Here is a 13,072-nt window from a genome sequence, read left to right as displayed (position 1 = left end):
GGTAGCCCAGTCGCCCGTCGGCGCGGGGCACGACGAACGACCAGGTCGAGAACGAGTTACCCGTTCAGCGCTGTTCCAACCAAACTGCGGCGTCAATTGGCAACAGATGGCCGGAGCCCTGCTCGGTGAGCTCGTCGCTGGCGACGAGCGGCCGGCCGTACCCGTGGATCAGGACCGGCGCGCCGCTGAGATTGACCGCGCAGGTCAGCACGGTTGCGCCGGCGGTGCGGGAGAAGGCCAGCACGCCCGGTTCGCTTTCCTGCCAGGTGACCCCGTCGGCGTCGAGGGCGAGCGCGGGATTGTCGCGACGGATCCGCAGCGCCGCCCGGTACAGCTCCAGGGTGGAGCCGGGCACGTCGGTCTGCGCCGCGACCGAGAGCGTCCGCCAGAGAGCCGGGGCGGGTAGCCAGCTCAGCTCACTGCCGGCCGGGCCGAAGCCGTACGGGGCCAGCTCGCCGCTCCACGGGATGGGCACCCGGCAGCCGTCACGGCTCTCGCCCGTGCGCAGGAACGCCGGATCCTGGCGCAGCTCGTCGGGGAGGTCGAGGACCTCCGGCAGGCCCAGCTCCTCGCCCTGGTAAAGGTAGGCGCAGCCGGGCAGGGCGAGCATCAGCAGGCTGGCGGCGCGGGCTCGGCGCAGCCCTTCGGCACCGTCGCCGTACCGGGTGACGTGCCTCTGCTTGTCGTGGTTGGAGAGCACCCAGGTGGTCGGCGCCCCGACCACGGTCGCCTCGGCCAACGCGGTGTCGATCACCTTGCGGAACGAGTCGGCCGACCAGGTGGCGTCGAGGAAGTCGAAGCTGAACGCCTGGTGCAACTCGTCGGGGCCGATGTAGCGGGCCAGCCTCTGCGGGGTTTCGGCCCACGCCTCGGCGACCGCCATGCGCCCGCCCGGGTAGCTGTCCAGGATGGGCCGCCAGGCCCGGTAGATGTCGTGCACCTCGTCCTGGTCGAAGTACGGCAGCCGGCCCTTGCCGAGCAGTTCGACCTGACGCTGGCCGGTGGTCATCGAGCTGAAGCCGACGTCCGGCAGCCCTTCGGCCTTGATCATCCCGTGTGCCACATCGACGCGGAATCCGTCGACGCCGCGGTCCAGCCAGAACCGCAGCACGTCCTCGAACTCGGCGCGGACCTCCGGGTGGCGCCAGTTCAGGTCGGGCTGCGACGGGTCGAACAGGTGCAGATACCACTGACCGTCGGGGATCCGGGTCCAGGCGGGGCCGCCGAAGATGCTCTCCCAGTCGTTCGGGGGCAACTCGCCGTGCGCGCCCCGGCCGTCGGCGAAGAGGTAGCGGGCCCGCTCCGGTGAGCCGGGGCCGGCGGCGAGCGCGGCGGTGAACCACTGGTGCGCGCTGGAGGTGTGGTTGGGAACCAGGTCGACGATGATCCGCAGGCCGTGGGCGTGCGCGTCGGTGATCATCGCGTCGAAGTCGTCGAGGGTGCCGAACATCGGGTCGACGTCCCGGTAGTCGGCCACGTCGTACCCACCGTCGATCATGGGCGAGGTGTAGAAGGGGGTCAGCCAGAGCGCATCCACCCCGAGGTCGCGCAGGTACGGCAGGCGCTGCCGGATGCCCTGGAGGTCGCCGATGCCGTCGCCGTCGCTGTCGGCGAAGCTGCGGACGTACACCTGGTAGACGACCGCGGAACGCCACCAGTCGTCGTCGGTGGCTGGCGGCGGGGTGGCGGCGCTGATCATTCGAGCAATATGCCGGCCCGCTGCTGCAAGAGTCAAGCAGATCTTGCGTAAGAGAGGCGGGCGGAACTCGGCGCGACCGCGGTGGAGCCGCGCACCACAAGCTCCGGGCGGAACAGGTACTCCGAGTGCGGGGCGCCGTGCCCGTTGATCTCGTCCACCAGGGCGCGGACGGCGGCCACCGCCATCGCGGTGACCGGCTGCCGCATGGTGGTCAGCGGCGGGTCGGTGAAGGCCATCAGCGGTGAGTCGTCGTAACCCACGACGGAGAGACCGTCGGGCACGTTGAGGCCGCGTTGGCGGGCGGCCCGGACCGCGCCGAGCGCCATCAGGTCGGAGCCGCAGACCACGCCGGTGACGCCGCGGTCCAGCAGTCGACCGGCCGCCGCCTCGCCACCCTCCACTCCGAACAGTGACAGCTCGGCCAGGGCGTCCAGGTCGGCTTCGGCGACGCCGGCCAGCCTGGTCATCGCGGAGCGCCAGCCGGTGACCTTGCGCTGCACCGGGACGAACCGGTCCGGGCCGGTGATCAGGCCGATCCGCCGGTGCCCGAGCGCGACCAGGTGGGCGACCGCAAGCTCGGCCGCCTCCCGGTCGTCGCAGGAGACGAAGGGAGCGCCGATGCCGGGCACGTATCCGTTGATCATCACGACCGGCAGCGGCCGGGCGAGCAGCGCCCGGTAGCGGTCGTGGTTGGCGGCGGTGTCGGCGTGCAGGCCGGAAACGAAGACGATCCCGGAGACCTGCCGGTCCAGTAGCATCTCCACGTACTCGTCCTCGGTCACGCCGCCGGCGGTCTGGGTGCAGAGCACCGGGGTGAACCCACTCTGCGCCAGGGTGGACTCGATGACCTGGGCGAAGGCGGGGAAGATCGGGTTGTCCAGCTCCGGCACCACCAGGCCGACCAGCCCGGCGCTGCGCTTGCGCAGCCGCGCCGGGCGCTCGTAGCCGAGCACGTCGAGGGCGGTGAGGACGGCCTGCCGGGTGTCCGCGGCCACGCCGGGGCGGTCGTTGAGCACCCGCGACACCGTGGCCTCGCTGACTTCGGCCTGCTGGGCGATGTCGGACAGTCGAGCGCGCATGGCGGCACTTTAGCCCACCGGCAAGTTCTTGCGAGGTCCTCTGCAAGCCCTTCCATAATCTGCAACGTCTTGCTAACGTCCCCGCAACATACGAGCGCAGCGGCGCAGCTTCCATGCGCCGGTTGCAAAAACTTCCAGCGTTTCCACTGGCCGGCTGCCCTCCCCCGGCGGACCCGCCATGACGACAGGAGCACCGATGCGCATCCGTACCGCGGGTGTGGTCGCCCTCTTCGCCCTGGCGCTCGCCGCCTCGGGCTGCGGTGGCGACAGCGGCGAGCCGGCCGCGAAGGACACCCCCAAGGCCGCCGGCGGCAAACTGGTGATCTGGGCGGACGACAAGCGGACCGCCGCCCTCAAGCCGTTCGCCGAGAAGTTCGGCCAGGAGAACGGCGTCGCCGTCGAGGTCCAGGCCGTCAGCAAGGACCTGCAGACCAACTTCGTCACCGCGTCCCAGCAGGGCAGCGGCCCGGACGTGGTGGTCGGCGCACACGACTGGATCGGCAACCTGGTGCAGAACGGCGCCATCGACCCAGTGCAGCTCGCCGCCGAGCAGAAGAGCGCGTTCAACGAGACAGCCATCAAGGCGGTCACCTTCAACGGTCAGCTCTACGGCGTGCCGTACGCGCAGGAGAACCTGGCGCTGATCCGCAACACCGACCTGGCCCCCGAGGCGCCGAAGACCATCGAGGACCTGGTCGCCAAGGGCAAGCAGCTCAAGGCCTCGAAGAAGGCCACCGAGACGCTCTGCCTCCAGGTCGGTCAGAACGGCGACGCCTACCACGTCTACCCGCTGTACACCTCGGCCGGCGGCTACCTCTTCGGCACCAGCGCGAACGGCGACTACGACCCGAAGGACCTGGGCGTGGGCAAGCCCGAGTCCATTGAGGCCTTCAAGAAGATCGGCGCGCTCGGCGAGAAGGGTGCGGGTGTGCTCAAGCGCGCCATCGCCGACACCAACTCGATCGCCACCTTCACCGGCAAGAAGTGCGCGTACCTGGTCTCCGGACCGTGGGCCGTGGCCGACGTCAAGAAGGCCAACATCGCGTACGACATCTCGGCGATCCCCGGCTTCGCCGGCGGCAAGGAGGCCCAGCCGTTCGTGGGTGTGCAGGCGTTCTACGTCGCCGCCAAGGGCAGGAACAAGGCGCTGGCCCAGGAGTTCGTGGCCAACTACACCACCACGCCCGAGCTGGCCGTCGCGCTGTACAACGCCGAGCCCCGGCCGCCGGCGCTGACCGCCGCCCTCGACCAGGTCAAGGGCACCGACCCGGACCTGGCCAAGTTCCAGGAGGCGGGCAGGAACGGGCAGGTGCTGCCGGCCATCCCGGCGATGGCCGCGATCTGGGACCCGTTCGGCAAGGCCGAGGCCGCCGTCATCGGCGGGGCAGACCCGACCAGCACCATCACCGCCGCCGGCAAGACCATCTCCGGCCAGATCAAGTAATGAGTACGCCGCTGTCCGGCCCGGGGTCTGCCACGCAGGCTCCGGGCCGGGAGCCCGCCGGCTCCCACGTCTCACGCTCACGTCCGTCGCGCACCCGCGACGACGCGCCGATCACACTGACCGGACTCGCCGGCAAGGTGCTCCTGCTCGGCCTGACCACCGGTGTCGCCGTCTGGGCGGCGTTCCCGCTCATCGCCGCCGGGATGTGGGCCGGCCTGGCGCTGCTGGCGGCGGCCACCGCCGGGCTGTTCTACCTGTACCTCAGCCGCCGGCACATCCCGGCCAAGTACCTGGTCCCGGGAACCCTGTTCCTGATCGCCTTCCAGGTCTTCCCGGTGCTCTACACCGCCAGCACCGCCTTCACCAACTTCGGCGACGGGCACCGGGGCAGCAAGGACGACGCGATCGTCGCCATCGAGTCCTCGTCGGTCACCCAGGTGCCCGGATCCGCCGAGTACGCCCTGTCGATCGCCACGGAGGGCGACCCGACCACCGGTGCGCTGGTCTTCCTGGTCACTGACCCGGGCACCGGTGCGGTATCCGCCGGCGACACCGACGGGCTGCGTCGACTCGACCCCGCCGACGTCACGGTCGCCCCCGGTGGCAGGGTCACCGCCGCCGACGGGTACACCGTGCTGACCATCGGCCAGGCCAGCTCCCGCAGCAAGGAGATCACCGACCTGGTGGTGCCCACCCCCGGTGGCGCGCTGCGCTCCAGCGGACTGTCCCGCGCGTACGAGGGTAGGGCGGTGCGGGCGTACGACGCTGGCTGCGACTGCGTCCGGGACGCCGAGGCCGGCCGGACCTGGACCGCCGACGACGAGGCGGGCGCGTTCGTCGCCGCCGACGGTGAGCGGTTGGCCCAGGGCTGGAAGGTCAACGTCGGGCTGACCAACTTCACCCGCGTGCTCACCGACGAGAACATCTCCGGCCCGTTCCTGGGCAGTCTGGTCTGGAACTTCGCCTTCGCCATCGGCTCCACCGGCGGGACGTTCCTGCTCGGCATGCTGATCGCCCTGGTGCTGCATTCGCCCCGGATGCGGGGCACCAATTTCTACCGGGTGGTGCTCGTCCTGCCGTACGCCATGCCGTCGTTCGCGATGCTGCTGGCCTGGCGGGACATGTTCAACGCCGACTTCGGGCTGATCAACAGCCTGTTGGGGGTGAATGTGGACTGGTTCGGGCAGGCGTGGACGGCCCGCTTCGCGGTCATCCTGGTGCAGCTCTGGCTCGGCTACCCGTACATGTTCCTGGTCGCCACCGGCGCGTTGCAGGCCATCCCGCGCGAGCTGACCGAGGCCACCTCGGTCGACGGGGCCTCGCCCTGGCAGTCCTTCCGCGCGGTCACCCTGCCGCTGCTGCTGGTCGCGCTCTCCCCGCTGCTGATCTCGTCGTTCGCGTTCAACTTCAACAACTTCAACGCGATCTACCTGACCACGGAGGGCGCGCCCTTCCCCGCCGACAACCCGGCCAACGGCGCTACCGACCTGCTCATCACGTACACCTATCGGCTGGCCTTCGGCGGGCAGGGCGCGCAGTTCGGCTTCGCCGCCGCGATCTCACTGTTCATCTTCTCCATCGTCGCGGTGGTCTCCGCGGTCAGCTTCCGGCGGACCCGCAAACAGGAAGAGGTGTACGCGTGAAGACCGTCACCCGCGACCTCAACCGGGCCGGCCGGCGGCGTGGTCGCTGGTTCGCCCAGGTCGGCTGGCGGCACCTGGTCGCCCTGCTCGGCGTGCTGTTCAGTCTGTTTCCGATCGTGTTCGTGCTCTCCGCCGCGCTCAACCCGCTCGGCACGTTGTCCACCACCGACCTGGTGCCGACCGGCGGGGTGTCCCTCGGCAACTTCGGTGGGCTGTTCGAGCGAACCGCCTTCGGGCGATGGTTCCTCAACTCGCTGCTGATCGCCGGGGTGGCGTCGTTCGCGTCGGTGTTCCTCTCGGCGCTCGCCGCGTACGCCTTCTCCCGGATGCGGTTCCGCGGCCGCCGGGTGGGGTTGCTCTCGCTGCTCCTGATCCAGATGTTTCCGCAGTTCCTGGCGATCGTGGCGATCTACCTGATCTTCGGCACGATCACCGACCTGTGGCCGTCGATCGGCTTCAACACCCCCTGGGGTCTGCTGCTGCTCTACCTGGGTGGCGCACTCGGGGTGAACACCTGGCTGATGAAGGGTTTCTTCGACACGCTGCCCCGGGAGCTGGACGAGTCGGCGACCATGGACGGCGCCTCACACGCCCAGGTCTTCTTCCGCATCATGCTGCCGCTGGTGGCGCCGATCCTGGCGGTCGCCGGGCTGCTGGCCTTCATCGGCACCGTCAACGAGTTCCTGATGGCCAACGTCTTTCTCACCAGCACCGACTCCAAGACCCTGGCGGTGGGGATGTACGGCCTGTTGGAGGGCAACGAGCGCAACAACAACTTCGGCATCTTCGCGGCCGGCACCCTGCTGACCGCGATCCCGACGGTGCTGGTCTTCCAGTTCCTCCAGCGGTACATCGTCTCCGGGCTGACCTCGGGCGCCGTCAAGGGTTGAGACCGGGGGCGGTCGATCTCCGGTGGCGCGAGGTATCGTGCTGCGGCGTCGCGCCGACGTTGTTCAGCGAGAGCGGGCCAGCGAACGTGTGGCGGGTTTGCTTCACTGGCCGCTGGTGGCCCGCCGCCCTTCATCCGCCGTCCGGTGCTGTTCCCGGGGAGACTCTCGTGCAACTGTCGATCTTGATGCCGGTCTACAACGAAGCGGAACGCGTCGCGGAGGCCCTGAAGCAGGCCCTCGCCGTGCAGTACCCGTGCGAGATCGAGATCGTGGTGGTCGACGACGGCAGCACGGACGAGACCGCGGAGATCCTCGGTCGGATGGATGACGCGCGGCTGCGGGTCGTCACGCACCGACGCAACGCGGGCAAGGGCGCGGCGATCAAGACGGCCGTGGACAGCGCCCGGGGTGAGTACATGGTGATCCTGGACGCCGACCTGGAGTACGACCCGCAGGACATTCCGAAGCTGTTGGCGCCGGTGCTGGAGGGGCACGCGACGGTCGTCTACGGCAACCGCACCTTCGGTAGCCACAGCGCCTACAGCTTCTGGTACGTGGTCGGCAACCGGGGAGTCACCACTGCGGCGAACGTACTTTTCAATTCCTACATCGGCGATGTGGAGACGTGCTTCAAACTGATGCCGGTGGAGCTGTATCGATCGCTGAACATCCGGTCCCGCGGGTTCGGCATGGAGGCCGAGGTGACCGGCAAACTGCTGCGGCGGCAGATCCGTCCCTACGACGTGCCGATCACCTACCGGGCGCGGGGCCGCGACGAGGGCAAGAAAATCACCTGGCGGGACGGAATAGAGGCGTTGTGGATCCTGGGCCGGGAACGGGCCCGGCGTCGTCCCGGCGTCCCCGCCAAGACGCTTGCCGACCGATGACGATCACGAAACGCCGGGACCCGACCACGATCGCCCGGGTCGTCGTGGCACTCGTCGGGGTGGGCTGCCTACTCCTGACCGTTCAGGGCGCCGTGCAGGCCACCGACCGTGGCGCCGCAATGATGATTGACCGGGAACACGACCTCCCCGCACTCCAGCACCAGGTGGACCTGGAGACGCTCTGGCAGCAGTTCGTCGAGCAGGTGCCCCCGGGCAGCCGGATCTCGCTCACCCAGGCCCGGACCAACAAGGACCTGTGGCGACAGCGGTTGAGTGAGCTTGCCGTGCTGCGTGGATGTGTGGTCGCCCAGGCGGGTCCGCACGACTACTCGGTCGGCGTCACTGCGGTGCAGCGGAAGCGGCCGACCAGCCCGGGTGTGCGGCTGGTCGTACGGAAGGTCGGCTGACGACATGGATCTCACCCCGATTCTCGCCGTACTCGCCCTCCTCGTCGCAGGTTTCCCACTGGCCTTCGCGATACTGCGCAGTCCCTTCCTCGCCCTGCTCCTCGCGCCCCTGACGGCGGCGCTCCTGAGCACGGTCGCGGTGGTCCTGATGCTGGTCGTCGGTGGTCCGTTGCTGCTCTGGGTCGCCCTGGTGCTGGCCGCCGGGGCGGCCGGGGCCTGGTGGCTGTTGCGCCGCCCTGGCGAGTCGGCGCCCTACGGAGGGTGGTCGCACGCGCTGCTGATCGCGCTGCCGCTGCTCCCGCCGTGCCTCATGATCTTCGAACCGGCCGTCCAGTGGGACGCGCACTCCATCTGGTGGTTGCACGCCGGCTACTTCGCCAACGGGAGCGAGTACGCGCGAGCGGCCATCGGCAGCCCTGCCTTCGTCTTCTCGCACACCGACTACCCGCCACTCGCCTCCGCGCCCGTCGCGGCCCTGTGGAGCGTCGTCGAGCCGGACTTCCGTACCGCACAGCTCGTCGGCGCGGTGGTCACCGTCTCGGCGGTCGCGATGCTGGTCTACCTGGTCAGGCGGGCGCTGGGCCGGGTGTCCGCGCGGGTGGCCTGGGCGCTGGCCATCGCGGTGGGCCTGGCAACCTGGTCGAACGTCCCGTACGCGGTGACCGGCGGGCTCGCCGACGCGCTCTGGTCCGCGGCCTTCGCCGGCGCGGCGGTGGCCCTGCTGCTCGGTACGGATCCGCTGCGCCGACCCATGTTGCCGCTGTTGCTGCTGACCGTTGCCGCGCTGAGCAAGAACGAGGGGCTGATCGCCGCCGCGGGCCTGACCGTGCTGGTCACCGTGCGGGCCCGCGCCGACCTGCGGCGAGCGGCGCTGGTGTGGCTGCCGGTGCTGGCCGGGGGTGCCTGGGCGGTGCTGGCCCGCCTGTTGGATGCCCAGTCGGACATCACCAACGGCAAGCCGGGTGACCGGGGCGCGGAGGGGGTGGAGCGGTTCCAGGTGACCATCGCGGCGTTGTGGGACGTGCTTGGTCTGGTGCTGGTGGGTGCCGCGGTGGTGGCGCTGGTCGGCACCCTGTTCCTGCGGGGGCGACGACGTGCCGCCGGGCTGGCGGCCGACGGCTGGGTGTGGGCGGCCATCGGCTACTACCTGGCTGTTCTGGTCGGCACCTACCTGTCCGGCCCGAACGAGATCGCATGGTGGCTGGCGACCTCGGTTCACCGGGTGACGCTGCCGGTGGTGCTCCTGGCTGCGGTCAGCATCGCCGGCTGGGTCGCCGTCGCGTTCGGCGGTGACAGCCGGGCGGAGTCGCCACCGGCGCGCGAGCCGGCTCTTTTCGTTGCGCCCCGACAGCGATCGGGTGACCGGCCTGATCCGCGCCCGCCGGCAGTTCCCACTACTACGATTCGTCGTTAATAGGGAAGGATGGCGACCGTGGAAGCTCTCAGACTCATCCTCCTCTACGTCCATCTGATCGGGTTCGCCCTGCTGCTCGGCGGCTCGATCGCCCAGTACGCCAGCGGGCGGCTGCGGATCAACCAGGCCATGCTCTGGGGTTCGGTGATCCAGTTGCTGACCGGGCTGGGCCTCTCCGCGCCCCTGCGCGACGGCGACGAGCCGGCACCGGCGAAACTTGTGACGAAGTTGGTGATCGCGCTACTGATCTTCGTCATGGTCTTCTTCTCCCGGAAGCGGGACGCGGTCAACCGCGGTCACTTCCTCGCGATCGTCGGCCTGACCCTGGTCAACGCGGCGGTGGCGGTCTTTTGGCGGTAACGTCCGGGGAGGGGAACGCCTCCCAGAAAACGGACGTTGAGGACGCCCCGGCGCTCAGTTGCCAGCACGAAGAGTGACCTGCCCCACGCAAGGGTTACACCCGGGTAACAGGCGCTCAACAGTCGTGCACGATTGTCGGCCGGTGGGTGGACGCGGGCGTACGCTCCCGTCCGTAACGTGGGACAGCCGGCGGCACACCCGCAGGTCGGCTGATGGGCTGCCACCGCACAAGGCGCGGTGAGCAATGGGAAGGAGACGTCTTGCGCTCGGTGCGTGGGATGCGGATCGCCTCGATCGTCGCGGTGGGTGGGCTCGCGCTCACCGCCGCCGCTTGCGGCGAGGCCCCCAAGGATGACAACAACGCCGGCAGTGGCGCCAAGAAGTTCAGCGCCTGCATGGTGACCGACGTCGGCGGCATCGACGACAAGTCGTTCAACGCCTCGGCCTGGAAGGGCTTGCAGGAGGCCAAGGCCGCCAACGACGCCATCGACATCAAGTACGTCGCGTCGAAGTCCGAGGCCGACTACGAGCCGAACCTGACGCAGTTCGTCAACCAGAAGTGCAACTTCATCCTGGCGGTCGGTGGCCTGATGGGCGACGCCACCAAGAAGATCGCGGCGGCGAACCCGAACCAGGAGTTCGGCATCGTCGACGCCAACCCGGAGTTGGACAACATCTACCCGATGCAGTTCGACACCGCGCAGGCCGCGTTCCAGGCCGGTTACCTGGCCGCCGGGATGAGCAAGTCCGGCGTTGTGGCCACCTACGGTGCGGTACCGATCCCGCCGGTGACCATCTTCATGGATGGCTTCGTCGACGGTGTGGCGTACTACAACACCACCAAGAAGAAGGACGTCAAGGCGCTGGGTTGGAACAAGGAGACCCAGAAGGGCTCCTTCTCCAACGCCTTCGACAAGCAGGACGAGGGCAAGAAGGTCTCCGACGCGCTGGTCGCCCAGGGCGCGGACATCATCATGCCGGTCGCCGGCGGCTCCGGCCTCGGCACCACCGCCGCGGCCAAGGCCTCGGGCGGCAAGTACAGCACCATCTGGGTGGACGTCGACGGCTGCGAGAGCACCCCGGACTGCTCCGCGATCATCACCACCGTGGTCAAGAACATCCCGGACGCCGTCAAGGAGGCCGTGGTCAAGGCCGCCGCCGGCGACAAGCTGCCGGCCAAGCCGGGCTTCGTCGGCACCCTGGCCAACAACGGCGTCTCGCTCGCCCCGTACCACGAATTCGACAGCAAGGTCCCGGCTGAGCTGAAGACCGAGCTGGACAAGATCAAGGCGGACATCGCCGCTGGCACCATCACCGTCACCTCGAAGGCCCAGCCGACCAAGTGACAACCGCCCGGCCCGTCCGGTGAGATCATCGGAAGGGGTCGGCGGGAGACAGGTACGACCGATCGGCCGCTCCGGCACTGCGGGTACACCCCGTGGGGTCGGAGCGGCCGATCGCGCACCACGCAACCGGACCGGTCCGGCCGGGTTGACGGCAGCTAGGCTGCACCATCGCTCGCACTCCAGGAGGTTGCGCTGAGACTCGAACTGCGCGGCATCACCAAGCGATTCGGTGATCTGGTCGCCAACGACCACATCGACCTGACGGTGGAGCCTGGAGAGATTCACGCCCTGCTCGGCGAGAACGGCGCGGGCAAGTCGACCCTGATGAACGTGCTCTACGGGCTCTACCAGCCCGACGAGGGCGAGATCCTGGTCGACGGCAAGCCGCTGAAGCTGAAGGGCCCATCCGACGCGATCGGTGCCGGGATCGGCATGGTGCACCAGCACTTCATGCTGGTGCCGGTCTTCACCGTCGCCGAGAACATCATGCTCGGCGCCGAGCAGACCCGGGGCGGCATCGGCGGTTTCCTGGACCGGCGGCGCGCCCGCCGCGAGGTCACCGAGGTGTCCGAGCGCTACAACCTGCGGGTCGACCCGGACGCGGTGATCGAGGACCTGCCGGTCGGCGTCCAGCAGCGGGTCGAGATCGTGAAGGCGCTCACCCGCGACGTCGACCTGCTCATCCTGGACGAGCCGACGGCGGTGCTCACCCCCCAGGAGACCGAGGAACTGCTGACGGTCATGCGGTCGCTCAAGGCGGCCGGCAAGTCGATCGTCTTCATCACCCACAAGCTCGGCGAGGTCAAGGCCATCGCCGACCGGATCACGGTGATCCGACGCGGTAAGACCGTCGGCACCGCCTCGCCGGAGGCCAGCCGGGACGAGCTGGCGGCCCTGATGGTCGGGCGTAACGTCCGGCTCACCGTCGACAAGTCCCCGGCCACGCCGGGCGAGCCGGTCCTGGAGGTGGCCGGTCTGGTCGTCGACGACGACCGGCAGATCCGCGCGGTCGACGGCGTCGACCTGACCGTGCGCGCGGGCGAAGTGCTCGGCGTGGCGGGCGTACAGGGCAACGGTCAGACCGAGCTGATCGAAGCGATCATGGGCTTGCGCCCGGTGCTCGCCGGCACGGTCAGCCTGGCCGGCGACCGGATCGACGGCTGGAAGCCCAAGAAGGTGCTCCGGGCGGGCGTCGGCTACGTGCCCGAGGACCGCAGCGTGGACGGCCTGGTCAAGGAGTTCAGCGTCGCGGAGAACCTGGTGCTGGACATCTACGACCGGCCACCGTTCGGCGCCGGGCTCGCGTTGAAGCCGGACGCGATCGCGGCCTCCGCGAAGGAGCGGATCGAGCAGTTCGACGTCCGCACCTCATCGGCCGACGCGGCGGTGGGCACCCTCTCCGGCGGCAACCAGCAGAAGGTGATCGTGGCCCGGGAGCTGTCCCGGCCGCTGAAGCTCCTCATCGCCGCCCAGCCGACCCGTGGCGTCGACGTCGGGTCGATCGAGTTCATCCACAGCCAGATCATTCACGAGCGGGACGTCGGCACCGCCGTCATGGTGGTCTCCAGCGAACTCGACGAGGTGATCGGGTTGGCCGACCGGATCGCGGTGATGTACCGCGGCCGGATCATCGGCATCGTCGGCCCGGACACCCCCCGTGAGGAGATCGGCCTGCTGATGGCCGGCATCAGCCCGGACGCGGCCCACGACGCCATCGCAGCGACCGCCGCCGACAAGCCCGGTGCGGCGACCGCCGCCGACAAGCCCGGTGCGGCGACCGGCGCCGACAAGCCCGGCGTGGCAGACGGGAGCCCGGCGCGCGACGCAGGCTCCGCGAGCGAGGACGAGGCATGAGCGAGCGGCAGCGAGTGAATCGGAGTTGCAGGGCGTTGGTGCCTCATGG

At 69.5% G+C, this 13,072-nt stretch carries 11 protein-coding genes; 9 read left to right on the top strand and 2 right to left on the bottom strand.

The features are described 5' to 3' along the window. Positions 1–64: 64 nt before the first annotated feature. Together V6U86_RS12930 and V6U86_RS12925 are read right to left on the bottom strand one after the other, a co-directional pair. A complete protein-coding gene (locus V6U86_RS12930) occupies positions 65–1,699 on the bottom strand; it encodes a glycoside hydrolase family 13 protein (RefSeq protein WP_334502501.1) in 1,635 nt (544 codons plus the stop codon). Positions 1,700–1,731: 32 nt separating this feature from the next. Next, a complete protein-coding gene (locus tag V6U86_RS12925; RefSeq protein WP_334502499.1) occupies positions 1,732–2,778 on the bottom strand; it encodes a LacI family DNA-binding transcriptional regulator in 1,047 nt (348 codons plus the stop codon). 196 nt (positions 2,779–2,974) lie between these two features. Here V6U86_RS12925 and V6U86_RS12920 point away from each other — a divergent pair, with 196 nt between their 5' ends. The 9 genes from V6U86_RS12920 (at position 2,975) to V6U86_RS12880 (ending at position 13,023) form a co-directional block, all read left to right on the top strand. Next, positions 2,975–4,222 carry a sugar ABC transporter substrate-binding protein gene (locus tag V6U86_RS12920; protein WP_334502497.1) on the top strand — a complete coding sequence of 416 codons (1,248 nt, stop codon included), beginning with the start codon at positions 2,975–2,977 and terminating at the stop codon, positions 4,220–4,222. Then, positions 4,222–5,865 carry an ABC transporter permease subunit gene (locus V6U86_RS12915; protein ID WP_334502495.1) on the top strand — a complete coding sequence of 548 codons (1,644 nt, stop codon included), beginning with the start codon at positions 4,222–4,224 and terminating at the stop codon, positions 5,863–5,865. The genes V6U86_RS12920 and V6U86_RS12915 overlap by 1 nt, the downstream gene beginning before the upstream one ends. Next, positions 5,862–6,755: a sugar ABC transporter permease gene (locus V6U86_RS12910; RefSeq protein ID WP_334502493.1), complete on the top strand. Its 894-nt coding sequence runs from the start codon at positions 5,862–5,864 to the stop codon at positions 6,753–6,755. Before V6U86_RS12915 ends, V6U86_RS12910 begins: the two co-directional genes overlap by 4 nt. A 167-nt stretch (positions 6,756–6,922) precedes the next feature. Further along, positions 6,923–7,642: a glycosyltransferase family 2 protein gene (locus V6U86_RS12905; protein WP_334502490.1), complete on the top strand. Its 720-nt coding sequence runs from the start codon at positions 6,923–6,925 to the stop codon at positions 7,640–7,642. Then, a complete protein-coding gene (locus tag V6U86_RS12900) occupies positions 7,639–8,049 on the top strand; it encodes a hypothetical protein (protein WP_334502488.1) in 411 nt (136 codons plus the stop codon). The genes V6U86_RS12905 and V6U86_RS12900 overlap by 4 nt, the downstream gene beginning before the upstream one ends. A gap of 4 nt (positions 8,050–8,053) precedes the next feature. Next, entirely contained in the window at positions 8,054–9,463 is a 1,410-nt protein-coding gene (locus V6U86_RS12895; protein WP_334502485.1) for a hypothetical protein, read from the top strand. A gap of 18 nt (positions 9,464–9,481) precedes the next feature. After that, entirely contained in the window at positions 9,482–9,823 is a 342-nt protein-coding gene (locus tag V6U86_RS12890) for a hypothetical protein (protein WP_334502483.1), read from the top strand. 278 nt (positions 9,824–10,101) lie between these two features. Further along, entirely contained in the window at positions 10,102–11,169 is a 1,068-nt protein-coding gene (locus V6U86_RS12885) for a BMP family lipoprotein (RefSeq protein WP_334502863.1), read from the top strand. A gap of 192 nt (positions 11,170–11,361) precedes the next feature. Further along, positions 11,362–13,023, top strand: a complete 1,662-nt coding sequence (locus tag V6U86_RS12880) for an ABC transporter ATP-binding protein (RefSeq protein WP_334502861.1) — start codon at positions 11,362–11,364, stop codon at positions 13,021–13,023. Positions 13,024–13,072 lie beyond the last annotated feature (49 nt).

Source organism: Micromonospora sp. CPCC 205558 (assembly GCF_036902955.1).
Taxonomy (GTDB): domain Bacteria; phylum Actinomycetota; class Actinomycetes; order Mycobacteriales; family Micromonosporaceae; genus Micromonospora.
This window is presented reverse-complemented; position numbering and strand designations above follow the sequence as displayed.

Excerpts from the sequence above, each read along its gene's own strand:
- V6U86_RS12925 (WP_334502499.1), bottom strand. The coding sequence starts at position 2,778 with ATGCGCGCTCGACTGTCCGACATCGCCCAGCAGGCCGAAGTCAGCGAG.
- V6U86_RS12930 (WP_334502501.1), bottom strand. The coding sequence starts at position 1,699 with ATGATCAGCGCCGCCACCCCGCCGCCAGCCACCGACGACGACTGGTGG.
- V6U86_RS12915 (WP_334502495.1), top strand. The coding sequence starts at position 4,222 with ATGAGTACGCCGCTGTCCGGCCCGGGGTCTGCCACGCAGGCTCCGGGC.
- V6U86_RS12885 (WP_334502863.1), top strand. The coding sequence starts at position 10,102 with ATGCGGATCGCCTCGATCGTCGCGGTGGGTGGGCTCGCGCTCACCGCC.
- V6U86_RS12895 (WP_334502485.1), top strand. The coding sequence starts at position 8,054 with ATGGATCTCACCCCGATTCTCGCCGTACTCGCCCTCCTCGTCGCAGGT.
- V6U86_RS12920 (WP_334502497.1), top strand. The coding sequence starts at position 2,975 with ATGCGCATCCGTACCGCGGGTGTGGTCGCCCTCTTCGCCCTGGCGCTC.
- V6U86_RS12900 (WP_334502488.1), top strand. The coding sequence starts at position 7,639 with ATGACGATCACGAAACGCCGGGACCCGACCACGATCGCCCGGGTCGTC.